Source organism: Lysobacter gummosus, from assembly GCF_001442805.1.
Lineage (GTDB): Bacteria > Pseudomonadota > Gammaproteobacteria > Xanthomonadales > Xanthomonadaceae > Lysobacter > Lysobacter gummosus.
On record NZ_CP011131.1, the window covers coordinates 5,193,965 to 5,211,336 of the forward strand.

15 protein-coding genes are annotated in these 17,372 nt (G+C 67.1%); 7 read left to right on the forward strand and 8 right to left on the reverse strand.

Features of this window, described 5'->3' with window-relative positions; all coding sequences use genetic code 11:
* Positions 1 to 15: 15 nt before the first annotated feature.
* Together LG3211_RS21120 and LG3211_RS21125 are read right to left on the reverse strand one after the other, a co-directional pair.
* Positions 16 to 2,400, reverse strand: coding sequence for a TonB-dependent receptor (locus LG3211_RS21120; RefSeq protein WP_057944545.1), 2,385 nt, complete (start codon positions 2,398 to 2,400; stop codon positions 16 to 18).
* A gap of 430 nt (positions 2,401 to 2,830) precedes the next feature.
* The gene (locus LG3211_RS21125; RefSeq protein ID WP_148649050.1) at positions 2,831 to 4,420 is read right to left on the reverse strand and encodes a hypothetical protein; all 1,590 of its coding nucleotides are present in this window, start codon (positions 4,418 to 4,420) and stop codon (positions 2,831 to 2,833) included.
* 290 nt (positions 4,421 to 4,710) lie between these two features.
* Here LG3211_RS21125 and LG3211_RS21130 point away from each other — a divergent pair, with 290 nt between their 5' ends.
* Complete coding sequence (locus tag LG3211_RS21130) at positions 4,711 to 4,935, forward strand: hypothetical protein (RefSeq protein ID WP_057944547.1); 225 nt, start codon at positions 4,711 to 4,713, stop codon at positions 4,933 to 4,935.
* 78 nt (positions 4,936 to 5,013) lie between these two features.
* On the opposite strand, the gene LG3211_RS21135 is transcribed toward LG3211_RS21130, so the two are convergent.
* Positions 5,014 to 5,385, reverse strand: a complete 372-nt coding sequence (locus tag LG3211_RS21135; protein ID WP_057944548.1) for a hypothetical protein — start codon at positions 5,383 to 5,385, stop codon at positions 5,014 to 5,016.
* 331 nt (positions 5,386 to 5,716) lie between these two features.
* Between LG3211_RS21135 and LG3211_RS25990 the strand changes: the two genes are divergently transcribed.
* Entirely contained in the window at positions 5,717 to 6,205 is a 489-nt protein-coding gene (locus tag LG3211_RS25990) for a hypothetical protein (protein ID WP_148649051.1), read from the forward strand.
* Between the two features lie 66 nt (positions 6,206 to 6,271).
* Here the strand turns inward: LG3211_RS25990 and LG3211_RS21145 are convergent, their stop codons facing one another.
* Both LG3211_RS21145 and LG3211_RS21150 read right to left on the reverse strand, forming a co-directional pair.
* A complete protein-coding gene (locus LG3211_RS21145; RefSeq protein ID WP_057944550.1) occupies positions 6,272 to 7,594 on the reverse strand; it encodes a lipase family protein in 1,323 nt (440 codons plus the stop codon).
* Positions 7,595 to 7,912: 318 nt separating this feature from the next.
* Positions 7,913 to 8,848: an NAD-dependent epimerase/dehydratase family protein gene (locus tag LG3211_RS21150; protein ID WP_187313064.1), complete on the reverse strand. Its 936-nt coding sequence runs from the start codon at positions 8,846 to 8,848 to the stop codon at positions 7,913 to 7,915.
* Between the two features lie 161 nt (positions 8,849 to 9,009).
* On the opposite strand from LG3211_RS21150, the gene LG3211_RS21155 reads away from it, so the two are divergent.
* On the forward strand, positions 9,010 to 9,621 hold the full coding sequence (locus tag LG3211_RS21155) for a hypothetical protein (RefSeq protein WP_148649053.1): 612 nt from the start codon (positions 9,010 to 9,012) through the stop codon (positions 9,619 to 9,621).
* A gap of 37 nt (positions 9,622 to 9,658) precedes the next feature.
* On the opposite strand, the gene LG3211_RS21160 is transcribed toward LG3211_RS21155, so the two are convergent.
* The gene (locus LG3211_RS21160; RefSeq protein WP_057944553.1) at positions 9,659 to 10,369 is read right to left on the reverse strand and encodes an rRNA pseudouridine synthase; all 711 of its coding nucleotides are present in this window, start codon (positions 10,367 to 10,369) and stop codon (positions 9,659 to 9,661) included.
* Positions 10,370 to 10,465: 96 nt separating this feature from the next.
* Here LG3211_RS21160 and LG3211_RS21165 point away from each other — a divergent pair, with 96 nt between their 5' ends.
* A complete protein-coding gene (locus LG3211_RS21165) occupies positions 10,466 to 11,323 on the forward strand; it encodes a PA4780 family RIO1-like protein kinase (RefSeq protein ID WP_057944554.1) in 858 nt (285 codons plus the stop codon).
* A gap of 79 nt (positions 11,324 to 11,402) precedes the next feature.
* Here the strand turns inward: LG3211_RS21165 and LG3211_RS21170 are convergent, their stop codons facing one another.
* Positions 11,403 to 12,413 (reverse strand): alpha/beta fold hydrolase, encoded by a 1,011-nt coding sequence (locus tag LG3211_RS21170; RefSeq protein ID WP_148649054.1) that lies wholly within the window; start codon positions 12,411 to 12,413, stop codon positions 11,403 to 11,405.
* Between the two features lie 163 nt (positions 12,414 to 12,576).
* Between LG3211_RS21170 and LG3211_RS21175 the strand changes: the two genes are divergently transcribed.
* The gene (locus LG3211_RS21175) at positions 12,577 to 13,134 is read left to right on the forward strand and encodes a TetR/AcrR family transcriptional regulator (protein ID WP_057944555.1); all 558 of its coding nucleotides are present in this window, start codon (positions 12,577 to 12,579) and stop codon (positions 13,132 to 13,134) included.
* A gap of 24 nt (positions 13,135 to 13,158) precedes the next feature.
* Here LG3211_RS21175 and LG3211_RS21180 read toward each other — a convergent pair whose 3' ends face one another.
* Positions 13,159 to 14,055 carry a LysR substrate-binding domain-containing protein gene (locus LG3211_RS21180; protein WP_057944556.1) on the reverse strand — a complete coding sequence of 299 codons (897 nt, stop codon included), beginning with the start codon at positions 14,053 to 14,055 and terminating at the stop codon, positions 13,159 to 13,161.
* A gap of 88 nt (positions 14,056 to 14,143) precedes the next feature.
* On the opposite strand from LG3211_RS21180, the gene LG3211_RS21185 reads away from it, so the two are divergent.
* Both LG3211_RS21185 and LG3211_RS21190 read left to right on the forward strand, forming a co-directional pair.
* Positions 14,144 to 16,102: a TonB-dependent siderophore receptor gene (locus LG3211_RS21185; RefSeq protein ID WP_148649055.1), complete on the forward strand. Its 1,959-nt coding sequence runs from the start codon at positions 14,144 to 14,146 to the stop codon at positions 16,100 to 16,102.
* 107 nt (positions 16,103 to 16,209) lie between these two features.
* On the forward strand, positions 16,210 to 17,358 hold the full coding sequence (locus LG3211_RS21190) for a sensor histidine kinase (RefSeq protein ID WP_187313065.1): 1,149 nt from the start codon (positions 16,210 to 16,212) through the stop codon (positions 17,356 to 17,358).
* Positions 17,359 to 17,372: the final 14 nt, after the last annotated feature.

Below are 17,372 nucleotides of genomic sequence, written 5' to 3' on the forward strand. Positions count from 1 at the left end.
CCTACGCGGCCCGGATCAGTGCCAGTTGAGGTTGAGCGACACGCCGACCACGCGCGGCTCGTTGTAGACCGCGGCCATGTAGTTCTCGATCACGCCCTTGAGGTTCTTCTCGTTGGTGATGTTGCGCGCGAACAAGGCGACTTCGTACGCGCCGTAACCGCCGGTGTAGCCCACCTTCAGGCCGCCCTCGAAGTTGCCGCTGGCGTTGAATTCGGTCGAGTCGTACAGCACGAAGCTCGTGTAGCCCTGCTTGTTCCAGTCGGTGGACACGAACAAGGCGCCGCTGTCGCTGACCGGGATGTCGTAGCGCGCGCCCAGGTTGACGCTGTACTTGGGCGCGTTCGGCAGCGGGTTGCCGTTGATCTGCGCGAAGGTGTTCGCGCCGACCTTGATGGTCGGATCGTTGACGGTGCACACCACCGTGCCGTTGAGCGCGCATACCTGGGCGTAGACGCGGTCGTCCTCGATCTTGCTGCGCAGCAGGCTCACGCCGGCGGTCAGCGACAGGTTCGGGATCGGGCGCCAGTCCAGGTCGGCCTCGACGCCGTAGGCGCGCGCCTTGTCGGCGTTGAACAGCACGCCGTTGCCGTTGGAGTCGTTGCCGTTGAGCTGGATGTCATCGACGGTGTAGGTGAAGCCGGTGACGTTCAAGCGCAGGCGGTTGTCGAACAGGCTGCTCTTGATGCCCGCCTCCCACGACAGGATGGTTTCCGAATCGGCGGTGGTGAAATCGGCGTTGAACACCGCCGAGCGGCCCTGGATGGTCGGGCCGCGGAAGCCGCGCGCCACCTTGGCGTAGACGCTGAGATTCGGGTTGATTTCGTACATCGCGCTCAGGTCCCAGCTGGGCTGGGTGTCGGACATGCGCACATCGCGGCGGCCGGTGTAGGTAGACACGCCGGCCACGGTGTCGGCGGTCTTGAGCAGGCGCGTGCGCTTGCTGTCCTTGGTCTCGCGCAGGCCGGCGGTCAAGGTCAGCGCATCGGTGACCTTGTAGCTGAGCTGGCCGAACGCGGCCCACGAGGTATTGCTGTTGCGCAGACGCACCCAGTTGTTGGGATTGCGCGCCGCGCCCTGCAGGAACCAGGCGCGCTGATAGAAATCGGTGGTGTCGCGGCCGTCGAAATAGAACGCGCCGACCTGCCATTGCAGGGCGTCGTCGCCTTCGCTGGCCAGGCGGAATTCCTGCGTGAACTGGTCCAGATCGCGGACTTGCCCCATCGACTGGCCGAAGCCGTTGGGCACGCCGCGCACCGGATAATTCGCCGCGGCGCCGCCGTCGGTGTCGCCGCGGCTGTAGCCGGAGGTGGTTTCGTAGGCGCTGATCGAGGTCAGCGAAGCTTCGCCGAAGTTGTACGTGGCCTTGATCGAGCCGCCGTAGGTCTTGTACGCCTGCGGGTTGTTGCCGGCTTCGTCAAAAGCGACCTTGTCGCGCGGCACATCGACTTCATTCGAGCCCTTGACGATGGCATTGCGCAGGAACAGCGTCGAGGTGCCGGCGTAGTCGCGCGCGTGCGCCGAGGCCAGGACGGAGAAATTCTCGCTCGGCGTCAGCAGCAGTTGCAGGCGCAGATTGCGGTCGTCGAAGCCGCCCATCGCGTCCTTCTTCGGCGTGACCGTGCCGTCGGCGCTGGCGCCGGTGAAGGTGTTGTCGACCCAGTCGTCGCGGTGCTGGTACAGCGCCGACACGCGGAACGACAGGATGTCGTTGATCGGGCCGCCGATGCCGCCGTCGAAGGACACGGTGTTGTAGCTGCCGTAGCTGGCCTGCATGCGGCCGCTGTAGTCCTGGCTCGGCTTGATGCTGTCGAACTTGATGATGCCGGCGGTGGTGTTGCGGCCGAACAGCGAGCCCTGCGGGCCGCGCAGCACTTCGACCTGATCCAGGTCGAAGACCGGATTGGATTTCAGCACGACATGTTCGAGCACGACATCGTCCTGGATGATCGACACCGGCTGCGAGGCGCCGAGGTAGAAATCGATATTGCCCAGGCCGCGGATGTAGAAGCGCGGGAAGATGCGCCCGGTGGTGGTTTCCGCGTACAGGCTGGGAACGCGGCCGGACAGGGCCAGCAGCGTGTCGTCGCCGCCGGCGGTCAGCGCGCGCATCGCATCGCCCTGCATTACGCCGACCGAGACCGGCACGTCCTGCAGGTTCTGCTCGCGGCGCTCGGCGGTCACGGTAACCGCGTCGAGCGAAGTCGCCGATTCGTGCGCCGCCGGCGCGGCGGCGGCCGGAGCCGGTGCGGCGTCCTGCTGGGCCGAGGCGGCGGTCGCGGCACAGACCAGCAACAGGCCGGCGCAGGCCCGGGCCAGCACGCTCCTGCGCGAAAGCGCCAGCAGCCGGCGGGAGTCGTCAACGCGGCTGCGCGGCGGCAGGCGTACTTCATGCAGATACATCGTGGGAAATCCTTGGCTGGCGCTGAGGTGCAATGCGTTCGGCTCGCGCAGGGCCGATGGCAGCGTGGCGGACGTTTCCGCGTCGCGGCACGGTATGTCACAAGTGTTGCACGCCGGTTGCATATCGGCGCGTCTGCGACGGCGCGCTCGCTGTCGCTGCGCGCGGGCGATGGCGGCTCCGGGGGCGGAGGCGCTGTGCTGGTAAAAACACGCGAATCCGCGCCGGCGAAGGCTTTGAGCGAGATGAGCAGCGAAGGGGCGACGATGGCCGGCCCGCTCACTCGCATCCGGCGAGCGCCGCCGGATGCGGCGGCGCTGCAAGACGGGCGATGGCCAGCCGCCAAAGCCCGCACACACGGCCGGCGCTGCGCCGGCTCGGCGGGCGTCGCTGCACTCATGCAGCGAGCCCGGGACGACGCTGGCGCAACGATCAGGGACAGGTGTAGGTGTCGCTGGCCTGGGGTCGATACGCGGTCCACATCGCGTCGGCGAAGTCGTTGGCGTAGTAACCGCCGTCGCGACCGGTGCCGTGTGCGGCCGGCCAGCGTCCGATTCCGTCGGCCGGATTATTGTCGGCCGCGCCGCTGCCGCCAGGCTGGTACGGATCGGGCTGGGTCCACACGCCGTGCTGCACCCAGCGATCGGCGTAGCGCAGGATGCGGTCGTCGGTCCAGATGCAGCGCAAGGCCGGCAGCAGCCGCAGCGCCAGCGCGGTGGCCTTGTAGGCCTTGGCCGTGCAGCAGAACTGGTAGTAGTCGCCCGGCTGCTGGCCGCCGTCGATATAGCCGTAGGGGTCGCGGCAATCGCGCGAGTTGGTGCCGTGGATCTGGTTTTCCCAGTAATCCTCCGCCGAACACGGGCTGCCGAACAGCACGACGCCGGAACCGGCGCCGACCGACAGCTGATCGTCTTCCTGATACGTCCCGCCCTGGAAATCGCGCACGCGCTTGCTCAGCGCCGCGTCGTCGAGCAGCAGCGCCGACATCGCCAGCACCAGCTTGCGGCCATGGCGATGACCGCCGTCGGCGTTGAAGTGCAACCCGCCCTGCATGGCGGCTTCGAGGTCGATGCCGTACTGGACCAGATTGATCGCCAGCTGCCGGCGTTCCAGCGGATCGCCGTCGATCATCAGGCGCAGCGAGGCCACCGAGGTGTCCATCGCGATCGCCGCCCCGTAGTCGGGCATGTTGAGCGTGGGATGGATCTGATCGGCCTGCCAGCCCAGCTGATGATCCAGCTGCACGCGGGCGAAGCGATCGGACAGCGAACGCAGGCTGGGCATGTCGGGCAGGCCGGTCAACGCCGGCAACCGGTCCATGCGCAGGCGGCTGACCGGATACAGCGGCTTGATGCGGCCGAAGTACGGCGGACGGAACACATCGCGGCCGCCACCGGGCGGAACCGCGGCCAGCACTGTCAGCACCACCGCGGTCTGCAGCGCGGTCTTGTCGTTGCCGGCAAGCGAAACCGCCTTGACGATGGATTGATCGGGCGCGGCCGAATACGGCAGCGCCGGCACGCGCGCGGCGTCGTAACCGCCGGCGTCCTTGTCGAAGCCGTGGCGGTCGATCCTGGACGGATTGACCTCGAAGCCGTTGTGGCCGCTGGCGAAGGCCGGGCTGATCGAGGTCACCTTGACCTTGCCCGCGCTGCCATCGACCGGGGTGACCCAATAGTCGCCGTTGGCGAACTGGCCGCAGGGATACGCGCGGTCCAGGGTGAAGGTGACGCCGTATTGCTGCACTTGCGAACAGGTGGCCACCGCTACGGCGCGCGCGGTGCCGGCCTGGACCGGCGCGGCGCCGACAGCGCCCGCCGATGCGGCCGCGGGCGTGGCGACGGCGGTCTGCGCCGAGGCGGACGCGGCCCGCTCGGACGAAGACGGAACCGCGGCGGAGTCGAGCTCCCACTTCGGGCACCCGGCCAGCGCCAGCACGCCCATCAACAAGGCCGCGCGCGTCAGCAGCGGGCGCATGCCCGGGCCTGACTCGCGCAGCGATACATCGATGATTCTTCTCACAGCGGTTCTCCCATCGCGACAATCGCGGCGGCCATGGTGCACGCGCGCCGCGGCGCAAGTTGCGAGCAACTTTCGGAACCGCGGCCGCTCATGCAGTTTCGATAAATTTCGCTGGGCGAGTGTGTTCCTTGGCGATTTCGGTCACGGTTCCAGGCCGGTTTTTCCTTCGTGCGCGCGCCGCCCGGGCGCGCGGCGCGGACATGGATGCGCCCTGGGCGCGCCTGTCAACGTACTTACCGGCGACATCGGCCTGCTCTATGCTTCCGCCCCACCCCAAAGGAGCGAGCACCGTGGATCTGGAAACGATTGGAGCGGTTTTTCAAACCGACGACGTGCAGGAAGTCAACAAGCGCCTGGAAGACAGCTGGGTGATCATCGCGGTCGCCACCGGTACGCGCGCCGACGGCCAGCCGTGGATCCTGTACTCGCTGGGCGAGCAGTACGAGGACGAAGAAGACGAGGACGAAGAGGATGAAGAAGAAGGCGACGAGGAAGAGGAAGAAGATTCCGAGTAAGCCCGGCGCAGATCGCGCTTCGAACTTCGTTTGAGCGCCGTGGAGGGCGCCGAATGCCCTCCGCGGTCGCGCGCATCGTCAGGCGCTGGCCCGCCGCACGCCCCAGCGCATGCCGAGCCAGCCTTGCAGCGGCAGGCCCAGCACCAGGCCGGCATTGAACCAGCGCGGGAAATCACCGCCTAGCTGCACCACCGCGTAGACGGTGACGAGCGCTACCAACCCCAGGCACGCCAGCGCATGCCCGCGCGCAGCCGCCGCAGCGCAACGCGCCGCCGTCGCGATCGCGGCGATACCGCCGGCGATCGTCCAGGCCAGATCCCAGCCCAGGCGCGCATTGCCTCCCGGCGCCAGTCCCAGCCAACGCGCCACCTCGCCGCCGGCCAGATTGACCAGCACCAGCACGGCCGCCGCCGCGACCATCGCCAGCAGCGAGCGCAGGATCAGGCGCATGGGGTTTCGCGGGACAGTCGATTTCATAAGAGCTTGTTCGAAGCCTGTGCTTGGGTGCGGAGCGTCTTGTTTGTCTCGTCATTCCCGCGAACGCGGGAATGACGGGGCTTTGAAAGCCCCGCCGCCGCTCGTTCGCGTTTTCCGCCGCAGCCGTCGCGGCAAGACCGACAAGCACCGAGGCTTGCGATGTCCTGTCGCGCCACGACGCCGATAGTACAGCGCCTGGTTCGACACGATCGCCTGCGTTCGCACCAACGAACCCCGCTTTCGTCGCCCTCACCCCGGCTTCGTCGCGTGCGCATTGCGGCCGCACGCGGCCCGGCGGTATCCGTTGTGTACGCAGTTCTTCAAGCGCGACCTCATACGGGCGCTGCGCCACCTGCATCGTCGCCGGCTGTCGCCGCCGGCATGCGGGGCGGATGCGCTCGCCTCGAATTCGCGCCCGACTCGCTACGCCTACCGGGACAGTCCAATGCACAGAAGATTCGTACTCGCGCTCGCCGCGACGCTGTTGGCAATGCCGGCGCAGGCCGCGCCGTCGTCGATGTCCGATCGGCGCATCGTGGAGGATATCGCCAGCGATGCCGGCATCACGCCGTGTCAGGTGCGGCAGGCGCTGGCCGAGCAGTTCCCCATCGCCGCGGAGCAATACGGCATGCATCCGTCGGCGCGCGGACGCATCGCCCGTTTGGTCCGGGAACACCACGACGCGCAGCGGGCCGAGATATCCGCAGGTTCGACGCGGCCGGACAGTTGCGCCGGGCACGACGCAGCGCCGGACGCGGTCGATCGCAGCCGCGGCGATTCACGCGGCCACTAGCGGCGCGCCGATGCAGGACGATCACGCTGGATTCCCGCGAACCCAGCGCGATCGCAACCGGTCGCCTCAAGGCGCGGGAATCGGGTCCAGCGGATTGCCCGGCGCGATGTTCGCGCAGTTCTGCGGCGCGGCGCGACCGGCGAAACGGTCGTTGACCCACACCAGCGTCTCGGGAATCCATGCCGCGGCGGCGCCGACATGGCTCAGCAGTTCGCTCTGGCCGTACTGCACCTTGACGCCGCGCGCACAGTAGTCGCGAGCCAGCGTGCGCACGTCGCCGGCGATCATGACGCCGTCGCCGCGGCCGATGCCCGGCTTGTTGCCGAGGGTTCCCTCGAGTTCGCCGCCGGCGCCCTGGCGGATCAGCAACGGCGCCGACGGCGTGCCGCCCGTGCCCATGATCAAGTCGTTCGCCAGTTCCACGAACACCGGGATGCGCTCTGGCGTGGCGTATTCGGGCTTGGCGATCGAGGCCCAGGTCAGTCCCGGGTATTGCGCCAGCACGTTGATGATCGAGGCCTTCTGCAAGCGTTCGCTGAGCTGTTTGCCGTAGTCGTTGAGGTAGGGCGTGAGATCGACCTGGAACGAACGCGACACGCCGACGATGGCCATCGGCATGATCCCCGCCCACACTGCGCTGCCGTCGACGTAATGCAGGTTGTGCGCCGGATGCACCAGCACCCCGCCCATCGACGAGCCAACGATGCGCCGGTCGATGTCGGGCGCGTAGGACGGCGCCAGCTCGGCCGCCCACTCGGTGGCGATCGCGCCGCCGGAGTAACCGACCAGCGCGACCTTGGTGTCGCCGGCCAGGCCTACCGCGGGCGAATTGAAGGTGGCGCGCACCGAGTCCAACGTGTTCATGCCGTACTCGCGCCCGGCGGCGAAATTCGCGCGCTGGCCCTGGGTGTCGGAGATCACGATGCTGTAGCCCTGCGACAGGAACGGCGCGATCAGCGCCGTCTCGACATTCAGAATCAACCCGCCCAGGGTCAATCCGCCGGAGATCGCATACGACGGCTCGTCGTCGGGATTGAGCGAGTCGTAGAAGGATTGGTACGAAATCAGTTTCTGCCGGCCGAGCGCGAACACCGGCTGGATCACCGAGGTGACGTTGACGGTCGGCTGCCCGAGTTGTCCGGTCGAGCGATACAACAGCTGCGTGGTCTTGATCGGCAGCGCGAAACCGACCACGTGGTACGGAACGGTGCGCGTCTTCAACACCGTGCCGGGCGCGATGTTCTCCAGCGGCGTGTCGCCGGTGTACTGATAGAACGGATCGTCGCCCGGCGCCAGCCTGGCTTGCGCCGAACCGGCCGCGCCCGCGATCGCCAGCGATGCAGCCATCAGGGCGGCGCGGCGGCGGTTCGTGTGTTTCGTCTCGGACATTTCGTGCTCCCGGATTGGGGGTATCGACAGGACGCCGTGCCGGCATCGGCGCGGACGGTAACGCGGCGAAGGTCGCCAGCGCGCGTGGTTCGATCAAGCCGCAATGCACCATGCAGATGAACATGTCTTCGAACGTTCAGCTACGCAGCAGCGCGATCGCGGTGTCGGCGATCGCGGCGATTGCGATGGCTCTTGAGTACAGACGCGGCCGACCGTAAAACCCGAACGCGCAGGGCATGCCGCGAACGCGGAAAGAATCGAATTTCGATTCAGGCAATTCAGCGCGCCCGAACGACGCGCATTGCCATCGCCGCCTCGTTACGGCGATGCGGAGCAATACAGCGCTTTAAATCCCTCGCGCCACGAACGGATCTCGGGTTCCCAACCCAGCTCGCGCCTGGCCTTCGCGTTGGACGCGCCGCGCTGCTCGTTCATGATGTAGACCAGCATGTCGCCGAGCGCGCGCCGAGCGTCGCTTACCGGCAGATGCGCCGGTGGCGGCGCCTGCAGAAGCTCCGCCATGACCGGCAGCCATTCGCTCAGGCGCGCCGGCTCGTCGTCCACGATGTTGTAGATGCCGGGCGCAGCGCCGGTCAGCGCTTGCATCGTCGCCCGCGCGGCGTCGCGCAGGTGAATGAACGAATAGGTTCCGGCGCCCTCGCCGACGATGGGCGCACGGCCTTTTCGCACCGAGCGCGGGATCGAGTTGGCGGGATCGTAATTGGTGCCGGGCCCATAGAACCAGCCGTAACGCAGCACCACGCCTTCGATGCCGTCGGTGTTCAGCGTCAGCCGTTCCATCTGTTCGACGGCTTGCACCAGCGGCAGGACCGCCTCGGGCGCGTCGAGGTACAAGGGCGTACTTTCGTCGCTGAGGCCTGTGCCGCGCGGCGAGCAGACGAAAGAGATGCTTTGCGTGATCAAACGCGCCGCCCCGGCCGCGCGCGCGGCTTCGACAAGATTGCGCGTGCCTTCGCCGCGGACGCGGATGGTCTGCGCGAGCGGATCGGCCTGGGTCTCGCCGAAGGCCGTCAGCTGGTGGATCACGATCCGCGGCTTGACCTGCGTCACCACGTCGATGAGCTTCGCCGCATCGAACACATCCGCGATCACCGCATCGGCGCCCATCGCCCGCAACGCCGATGCGTTATCCGGCGAACGCGTCATGGCGGTGACGCGGTGCCCTTGCGCCACGAGCATCGGCACCAGGCAGCGTCCGATCGCGCCGGAACCGCCAGCGATAAATACCTCCATCGAAGCCATCTCCCGTTTGACCGCGCAAAGCGAAGCCGGCACCGGCGCATGTTCGACCTGTGCGTAATCGGCCGTCAACCGGCGCAGGCCACGGATCGGGCCGCGCGGCTGCGTAGAATGGCGGCCCCGCGGCGCACGCCCGCGTCGCCGAGTCGGTACGGATGCTTTCCATCGCGCTTACACGCCGCACCTTGTGGCTGCTGTTGTCGTTTGTCTCCGCCAATGCGCTCGCGTCCGACGCGGCGCCGGACACCGAGCAGGCGAACGCGGCTTACCGCCGCGCCCTGGATGCGCAAACGCGCGAGCAGGCCGGCACGACCTCGCCGCTGATGCGCAGCATGCTCGACTCGATGAAGATCGCCGCCGTGCAAGGCTGCCAGCGGGTCGATGCGGAGCAGACCGCCTGCATCGTCAAACTCGACGCGCCGATGCGCGAGGGCTATCAGGCCTATCGCTTCCGCGCCGACGGCAAGGATTGGCGCATCGTGCAGGACGCCGACACCCCGGCGCCGCAGCCGACATTGGCGCGGGCGCAGGAGCTGATACGCGAGCATTTGAACGCACTGGCCGCGCAGAACCCCGACCGCAAAAAGGCGGAGGAATTTCGCCGATTCGCCGCTGGCCTGAGCATGACTGCGCTGAATTCGTGTCAGCTCGACCGCGACAGCGGCGCGGTGGAATGCGACGGGCAGTGGGACAGCAGCGAGGGCAAGGGCGGAAAGCCCTTGCGCTTCGGCCTGAACGCAGCGGACTGGTCGCTGCTGGCGGATTGACGGCGCTGGCCCCGCAAAGCCGCGATGCCGGCGCGAATCAGAACCGTTCGCCGACCGGCAGGTAGCGCCACTGCCCGACCGGCATCTTGCTCAGCGAAATCCGGCCGATGCGCAGACGCTTGCTCGACACCACCTGCAGGCCGACCTGGGCGCACATATGCCGCAATTGCCCGCCCTGTGGGTTCTTGATCGCGAAACGCAGGCGGGTTTCGTTCTGCCAGCTGACCTTGCACGGCGCCAGCGGGCGGCCGCGGTACTCCAGGCCGTGGGCCAACCGCTTGAGGCCGTACGGCCCCAGTTCGCCGCTGACCTCGACCACGAATTCCTGCTCGATCTGCGCGTAATCCTCGGTCAGGCGGCGCCAGATGCGGCCGTCCTGGCTCAGCACGACCAGGCCGGAGGCCTCCGCGTCGATCGGCATCAATGGGGTCAAACGGTGGAAATGGCGCTTGAGCAGGCGCACTCCGGAGACATCGCCCTCGGCACGGGTAGCCGGCACGACCAGGCCGGGAATGTCCATGAAATCCACGCCGGCCGGCTTGTGCAGCAGCACGGTGGCCGGTTCGGCCGGCTCCAGCCGCGCCTGCGGGTCCAGTTCGACCTGCTCGGTGGAGACTGGCGCCTGCGGCTCTTCCACCACCTCGCCGTCCACCCGGACCCAGCCGCCCTCGATGTATTGCTGGGCTTGCGCGCGCGAACAGCCCGCCAGTTCTGCGACGCGTTTATCTAGACGGAGAGGCTCGGACATGGAAAAAGTCGGCGGGAAAGGCGCTAAGTGTAAAGATATGCGGGTGCCCGGCGGTAAATCCCCCGCCGCCGGACCGATTTCATTCATTAGGACTAGATGAAGACTCCCACAGGCTTGCAGGCGCTGATCGACGACGGCGTCATCGATGAAGTGATGCGCCCGCTCAAGAGCGGCAAAGAGGCGGCGGTGTACGTGGTGCGCTGCGGCGAGGAGGTGCGCTGCGCCAAGGTCTACAAGGACATGGCCCAGCGCAGCTTCCAGCAGCGTGTGCAGTACCAGGAAGGGCGCAAGGTGCGCGGCAGCCGCGAGGCGCGCGCGATCGGCAAGGCCACCAAGTACGGGCGCAAGCAGCAGGAAACCGCCTGGAAGAACACCGAGGTGGATGCGCTGTACCAGTTGCGCGAGGCCGGCGTGCGCGTGCCCGAGCCCTACGGCTATTTCCACGGCGTGCTGGTGATGGAGCTGGTGACCGACGCCGACGGCCATTCCGCGCCGCGCCTGGGCGAGGTCGAACTGGCGCCGGATCAGGCGCGCGGCTTTCACCGCTTCCTGGTGCGGCAGGTGGTGAAGATGCTGTGCGTCGGACTGATCCACGGCGATCTGTCCGAATACAACGTGCTGGTCGCGCCCGACGGCCCGGTCATCATCGACTTCCCGCAGGTCGTCAGCGCCGCCGGCAATAACGCCGCGCGCACGATGCTGTTGCGCGACGTCAACAACCTCACCGCCAGCCTGGGCGCCTGGGCGCCGGAACTGCTCGACACCTGGTACGCGGAGGAAATGTGGGCCTTGTTCGAGGCCGGCGATCTGCATCCGGACAGCGAACTCACCGGGACCTTCGTCCACGATGAGTCGGTGGTCGATCTCGACAGCGTGCGCCACGCGATCAACGACGCGCGCGAAGAAGCCTTGATCCGCCAGCAGGGGCGCGAAGCCGCGGCGGCCGAGGACTGACGCGAGCCCGCATGGCGATGGCCATGCGGGCTCGTTCCGCGGCGGCTTGCCCGGCTTGCATGCCGCCGCTTTCAACGCATCAGCGGTCCTTGAGGAAATCGCGGATCAGGCCGGCGATCTGCGGCGCGTGCGTTTCCAGCGCGAAATGGCCGGTGTCGAACAGATGCACCTGCGCATCGGGATTGTCGCGACGGTACGGCTCCGCGCCAGCGACCAGGAAGATCTGGTCGTTCTTGCCCCAGATCACCAGGGTCGGCGGGCGGTGCTTGCGAAAGTAGGCATGCCACTGCGGATACTTGCTCAGGTTGTGCTGGTAATCGAAGAACAGCGCCAGCTGGATGTCCTTGTTGCCGGGGCGCTCCAGATAGGCCTGATCCAGCGCATACGCATCCGGGCTGACCAGACTCTCATCGCGCACGCCGTCCAGGTACTGCCAGCGCGTGGCCTCCGCCGACAAGCCGGCCTTCAGCAGCAGCTCGCGATTGGCGACGTTGTTGTCCTTCCAATAGGCCTTGATCGGGTCCCAGAACTTGCCGATGCCTTCCTCGTAGGCGTTGCCGTTCTGAATGACCAGCGCGGTCACGCGCTCGGGATGCGCGCTGGCCAGACGGAAGCCCACCGGCGCGCCGTAGTCCATCAGGTACAGCGCATAGCGCTTGAGCCCCAGTTGCCGGGTGAAGCCGTCCATCAAGGTGGCGTAGTGGTCGAAGCTGTATTCGAACTTATCCATCGGCGGCGCCGCGCTCTGGCCGAAGCCGGGATAGTCCGGCGCGATGACGCGATAGCGGTCGGCCAGACGCGGCATCAGGTCGCGATACATGTGGCTCGAACTCGGGAATCCGTGCAGGAGCAGCAGCACCGGCGCATCGCGCGGGCCGGCTTCGCGATAGGCGATCTCCACGCCATCGACTACGGCTTTCCGATAGTGGACGACGCTGGCCTGATCCTGCTGCGCGACGGGCGCGGGGGTTTCGGCTTGCTGCGCCGAGGCGAGGCCGGGCAGCGCCAGAGCGATAGCGATCACGAGTACGGACGCGGCGGCACGGCGCAGGCGCGAGGCGGGACGCAGCACAGGGGACGGGGTGGACATGGCGGGACTCCTTGAGTGAGTTATGAACCGAACGATCGGTACAATAGACTCAGGTATGATTCCCGTCAACCATGGCATCGCAGCCAAATTCGACACTTCATTGTTCCGCCGGCGACCCCGCCGGCCGCCTCCACTAAACCGAACGGTACAGACAGGCCCTCCTATGCCCGCCCCTCAGTTCACGCGCGAAACCGTCGTCGACCGCCTGCTCGGCGCCTTCCGCCGCTACGGTTACGACGCCGCCTCCCTGGGCCAGTTGTCCAGCGCCACCGGCCTGGGCCGCTCCAGCCTTTACCACTACTTCCCCGGCGGGAAGGAAGACATGGCGCGCGCCGTCTTCGATCACGTCGATGATTGGGCGCGCGATGCGATCTTCGCGCCGATACACGCCTCCGGCCCGCCCGAGCAGCGGCTGCGGCAAGTGATCGGCGTGCTCGACGAGTTCTACGACGGCGGCGCGAAAGCCTGCTTCTACGGCAATCTGGTCGTGGGCGACGCTGGCGTACTGTTCAAGGACCGGCTCAGCGCATCGCTGCGCAAGCTGATCGAAGGATTCGCGCGGCTGGCGAAGGAAAAAGGCGTATCCGAGCGCGAAGCGCAGCAACGCGGCGAAGACGCGGTGGTGCGCATCCAGGGCGCGCTGATCGTCGCCCGCGGCCTGGGCGATCCGGCGCCGTTCCGGCGCGTGCTCAAGCGGCTGCCGAACGATCTGCTGGGCTGAGGTTTGCCGCGGCGAACGGCGCAGTCAACGCCGCATCGGCGCCGACAACGCCAGCAGGCGGCCGGCGGCCTCCAGCACCATGCCGCGCGCCTCGCCGGCGCGCATGACCAGGTAATGCGAGAACGGATTGGCGATGGCCGCCTTCGATACGCGCACCAGCGCCGCGGATTCCATCGCCTCCTGCGCCAGCGGCGTGCGCAGCAGCGCGATTCCGAGCCCCGCCTTCGCCGCCGCGAGCACCAGGTCGTAATCCTCGAAACGCCGATCCGCGGCCTTGCTGCGAAAACCGGCACCCTGGCTTTTCAACCACGCCTTCCACTGGCTGGTATCGGAATCGTGCAACAGCGGCGCATCGGCCAGACGGCTCGCCGTCGCGTGGCCGCCCCATTCGCCGGCCAGTTCCGGCGAGGCCACCGGAATCAGTTGCTCCTTGAACAGCAGCTGTGAGGAAACATCACGCCATTGGCCTTTGCCGTAACGCACCGCCAGATCCACTTCGCCGCCGGCCAGATCGGCCAGGCGATGTTCGATGATCAACTCGACCCGCCGCCGCGCGGGAAAATCCTGCAGCGCGCGCATCCGCGGCAACAACCACAGGCGCGCGAACGACGGCACCACGCTGAGCCGGATCACCGGCACCTCGCGACGCGGACGCCAGCGGTCGGCGGACTCGCTGATCGAGCTCAGCGCCTGCTCTACCTGGGCGATGAAGCGCTGCCCGGCCGGGGTCACGCGGACGCCGCGGCCGTGGCGCTCGAACACCGCCGTGCCCAGCCAGTGCTCGACCGCGTGCACGCGCCGGCTCACCGCGCCGTGGGTCAGCCCCAGGCGCTCGGCGGCGGCGGTGAACGAGCCGGTGGCGGCCGCGGCGATGACGGCGTTGAGGCCTTCCAGCGGCGGCAGCGGCTTCGAGCTGTGCATATGACGCACAGCTCATCACCGATCGTCGCGCTATGTCAACCGCGTCGGCGTCGCTTCAATAGGCTCCTGCCCATTGAAGCCGCAGGCCATGCGCTCAACACCGCCGTTGCATCGAAGCACACCCACGCGGGTCGGTTCGACCTTGCTGACTTCGCTGGGCCTGGCCTGCGGCGCGCATGCGCAGGAAGACCCCACGCACAAGGCCGGCGACGCGTTCGGCCATCGCATCGGCCAGGAAAGCATCGGCCTGTATTCCGAATCGCTGGTGCGCGGATTCAATCTGCAGGAATCGGGCAATTACCGGCTTGAGGACGCCTACTTCGTGCGCGCCGCAAATCCCTCCGACGCGGTGGTCGAAGCCGTGCGCGTGCGCGTCGGCTCGCAGGCCCTGGATCTGGATTTCCCCGCGCCGTCCGGGTTGGTCGATTACCGATTGATCGCCGGCGACCGGGAACGCAGCAAACTCGAACTCGGCTTCCAGCACCTGAGCGACAACAACCCGCGGCCGTATCTGCGCGCTCACGCCGCGCGCCGATCGAACGACGGAAACCTGTCGCTGGCCGCGGGCTTCATCGGTTCGCACAGCGCGCGCTACATCTTCGGCAACGAGGCCGAGTACTACGGCATCGGCCTGGTGCCGCGCGCGCGCCTGGGCGAGCGCTGGCAAATCACCGGCGTGCTGACCCGTTACGAACATCAGTACCAGGCCGATGTGGGATTCACCCCCGCCGGCACGCAGCCGTTGCCCAGGCCCGAGCGGCTGCGTTACCTCGGCCAGCCGTGGTCGCGTTACGACACCCGCAACAGCACCTACGGTTTGATCGCCGCCACGACCGCGCGCGACAACGCCTGGGACTATCGCTGGTCGAGCCTGTACTCCGGAGTCAATCGCCCGCGTTCGGACTTCAACCTGTTCGACGCCGTGCAAACCGACGGCCGCGCCGAAGCGGCGACCGTGGTCGCGCGCGGACGCAGGATCGAAGCCTGGGGCCATGAAGCCGTCGCCAGTTACGACTGGACCGGCGCGTGCCAGCGTCACGAACTCACCGGGCTGGCGCGACTGCGCCGATCCGATTACCGCAATCCGCACGTGGACCATGTGCGGATCGGGCCGGCGTCGATCCTGGAAGGCACGACGCGTATCGACGGCCCCGACGCGGCGAAGGGCGCGCCCTACTCCACCGCCGCGATCGATCAGTACGAATTCGGCCTGGGATGGCAGTACCAGCATCAGGACGGCTTCGCCCTCAACCTCAGCGCGCGTCGCGCCAACATCGAACAGCGCTCGCATCCGCTGACGGGCCCCAGGCACTCGCGCGCCTCGGCCGCGTGGTTGCACAACGCCGCGCTGGTAGCTCCCCTCGGCCGGCGCACGACGATATTCGCCGCGACCGCGCGCGGCATCGAAGAAGGCGTGAGCGCGCCGGAGAACGCGATCAATGCCTATGAAGTGCTGCCGCCGATTCTCGCCCGCCAGCACGAACTGGGCGTCAAATGGCAGGCGCGGCCGGATCTGGCGCTGCTGGCGACGGCGTTCGCAATCGAAAAGCCCTCGCCCGGGTTCGACGACAACGCGGTCTATCGCTACCTCACCGATGTTTCGCATCGCGGCGTCGAACTGTCGCTGGCCGGCGACCTCGGCGAACGCCTGAGCATCGTCGCCGGCATTACCCAGATGCAACTGCGTCTGCGCGGCGAACCGGTCGCGGACGGATCGATGGGCAAGCGTCCAGTCGGGCGCTCGGCGCGGCAGGCGCTGCTCAACCTCAACTACCATCTCGCCAGCGTGCCGGGGCTGTCGATCGACGCCGACGCCAACTACTACGGCCCGCGTCCGGCCGATGCGCTCAATCGCTTCCACACGCCGGGCTATGCCGTGCTCAACCTGGGCGCGCGCTACCGCTTCGACTGGGCCGGCACGCCCGCGGCCGTGCGGTTGCGTATCAACAACGCGACCGACCGCTACGCCTGGATCGCCGGCACCAGCGGCATTCAGATTTACGAGCCCGAGCGCAGGATCATGCTGAGCCTGACTCTGGGCGACTAGGCGAGCGTCGAAACGCCCGCCGGTGAGCGAATTGTGATCCTGTACCAAGCGCGCAGCGAGGCGACCAACGGCACAGGGCGTCGCTGGGTTTAGCGTATCGTCGTTGGATGATGCATCAATTCCTCACCGCCAATCGCATCGAGTTGATCGCACGCTGCCGTGAGAAGGTCGCCCTGCGCGGTACGCCCGCGGCATCCGAAGACGAATTGGCGCATGGGATCAGTACCTTCCTCGACCAGCTGATCAAGACGCTGATCGTGGAGACGACGGCCTCGCCGATGCAAAGCCGACAGGTTTCCGGCCCCTCCGGCGGCGGCCGGCCGAATCTTTCCGAGATCGGCGAATCGGCGAGCCAACACGGCCGGGAGTTGCAGTATCACGGATTCACCGCGGAGCAGGTCGTGCACGACTATGGCGATCTTTGCCAGGCCATTTCAGATTTGGCCGTCGAACGCGGGCAGGCCATCGAGGTGGACGAATTCCGCACGCTAAACCGTTGTCTGGACAACGCGATCGCCAGCGCGGTGACCGAATTCGGTTATCAGCGCGATTTCGTCGTCGCCGACCAGCAGGCCATGCACCTCAATGAACGACTGGGCTTTTTCGCTCATGAGCTGCGCAATCAACTTTGCACCGCCACCTTGGCGCTTTCGATCATCAAGCAAGGCAATGTCGGTTTGTCCGGCGCCACCGGCGGAGTACTCGATCGCGCGCTGCTGGGATTGGGCAATTTGATCGACCGCTCGCTGGCGGAGGTCCGGATGACCGCCGGGCTGCCTGTGCAGCACCATTTGTTTTCGTTGGCCGATTTCATCGCCGAACTCAAGCTGTCGGCGTCGCTGGAAGCGCAGGTGTCCGAATGCAGACTGACCGTGTCGGAGGTTGATCCTTTGCTGGCCGTGGACGTGGATCGCGATCTGTTGCTGTCGGCCGCCGGCAACCTGTTGCAGAACGCATTCAAGTTCACCCATCCGCGCAGCGAGGTAACCCTCAATGCCTACGCCTTGGCCGATCGCATTCTGATCGACGTGCAGGATCATTGCGGGGGTTTGCCGGCAGGATTCGTCGAAGACATGTTCCGCCCGTTCGTTCAGGGCGCCGAGGACCGCAGCGGACTGGGACTGGGGTTGTCGATCGCAAGGCGCAGCGTCGAGGCCAACGGCGGTGTCCTCAGCGTCCGCGACGTGCCGGGATCGGGCTGCATTTTTACGATCAACTTACCGCGGCACGCGCTTGCGGCGAACTCGTCACACTGACCTCGCAAACCCAG

Bases quoted from the DNA above. Each gene is read 5' to 3' on its own strand.
- LG3211_RS21120 (WP_057944545.1), bottom strand. From the start codon at position 2,400: ATGTATCTGCATGAAGTACGCCTGCCGCCGCGCAGCCGCGTTGACGAC.
- LG3211_RS21135 (WP_057944548.1), bottom strand. From the start codon at position 5,385: ATGCGCCTGATCCTGCGCTCGCTGCTGGCGATGGTCGCGGCGGCGGCC.
- LG3211_RS21145 (WP_057944550.1), bottom strand. From the start codon at position 7,594: ATGTCCGAGACGAAACACACGAACCGCCGCCGCGCCGCCCTGATGGCT.
- LG3211_RS21150 (WP_187313064.1), bottom strand. From the start codon at position 8,848: ATGGAGGTATTTATCGCTGGCGGTTCCGGCGCGATCGGACGCTGCCTG.
- LG3211_RS21155 (WP_148649053.1), top strand. From the start codon at position 9,010: ATGCTTTCCATCGCGCTTACACGCCGCACCTTGTGGCTGCTGTTGTCG.
- LG3211_RS21160 (WP_057944553.1), bottom strand. From the start codon at position 10,369: ATGTCCGAGCCTCTCCGTCTAGATAAACGCGTCGCAGAACTGGCGGGC.
- LG3211_RS21165 (WP_057944554.1), top strand. From the start codon at position 10,466: ATGAAGACTCCCACAGGCTTGCAGGCGCTGATCGACGACGGCGTCATC.
- LG3211_RS21170 (WP_148649054.1), bottom strand. From the start codon at position 12,413: ATGTCCACCCCGTCCCCTGTGCTGCGTCCCGCCTCGCGCCTGCGCCGT.
- LG3211_RS21175 (WP_057944555.1), top strand. From the start codon at position 12,577: ATGCCCGCCCCTCAGTTCACGCGCGAAACCGTCGTCGACCGCCTGCTC.
- LG3211_RS21180 (WP_057944556.1), bottom strand. From the start codon at position 14,055: ATGCACAGCTCGAAGCCGCTGCCGCCGCTGGAAGGCCTCAACGCCGTC.
- LG3211_RS21185 (WP_148649055.1), top strand. From the start codon at position 14,144: ATGCGCTCAACACCGCCGTTGCATCGAAGCACACCCACGCGGGTCGGT.
- LG3211_RS21190 (WP_187313065.1), top strand. From the start codon at position 16,210: ATGATGCATCAATTCCTCACCGCCAATCGCATCGAGTTGATCGCACGC.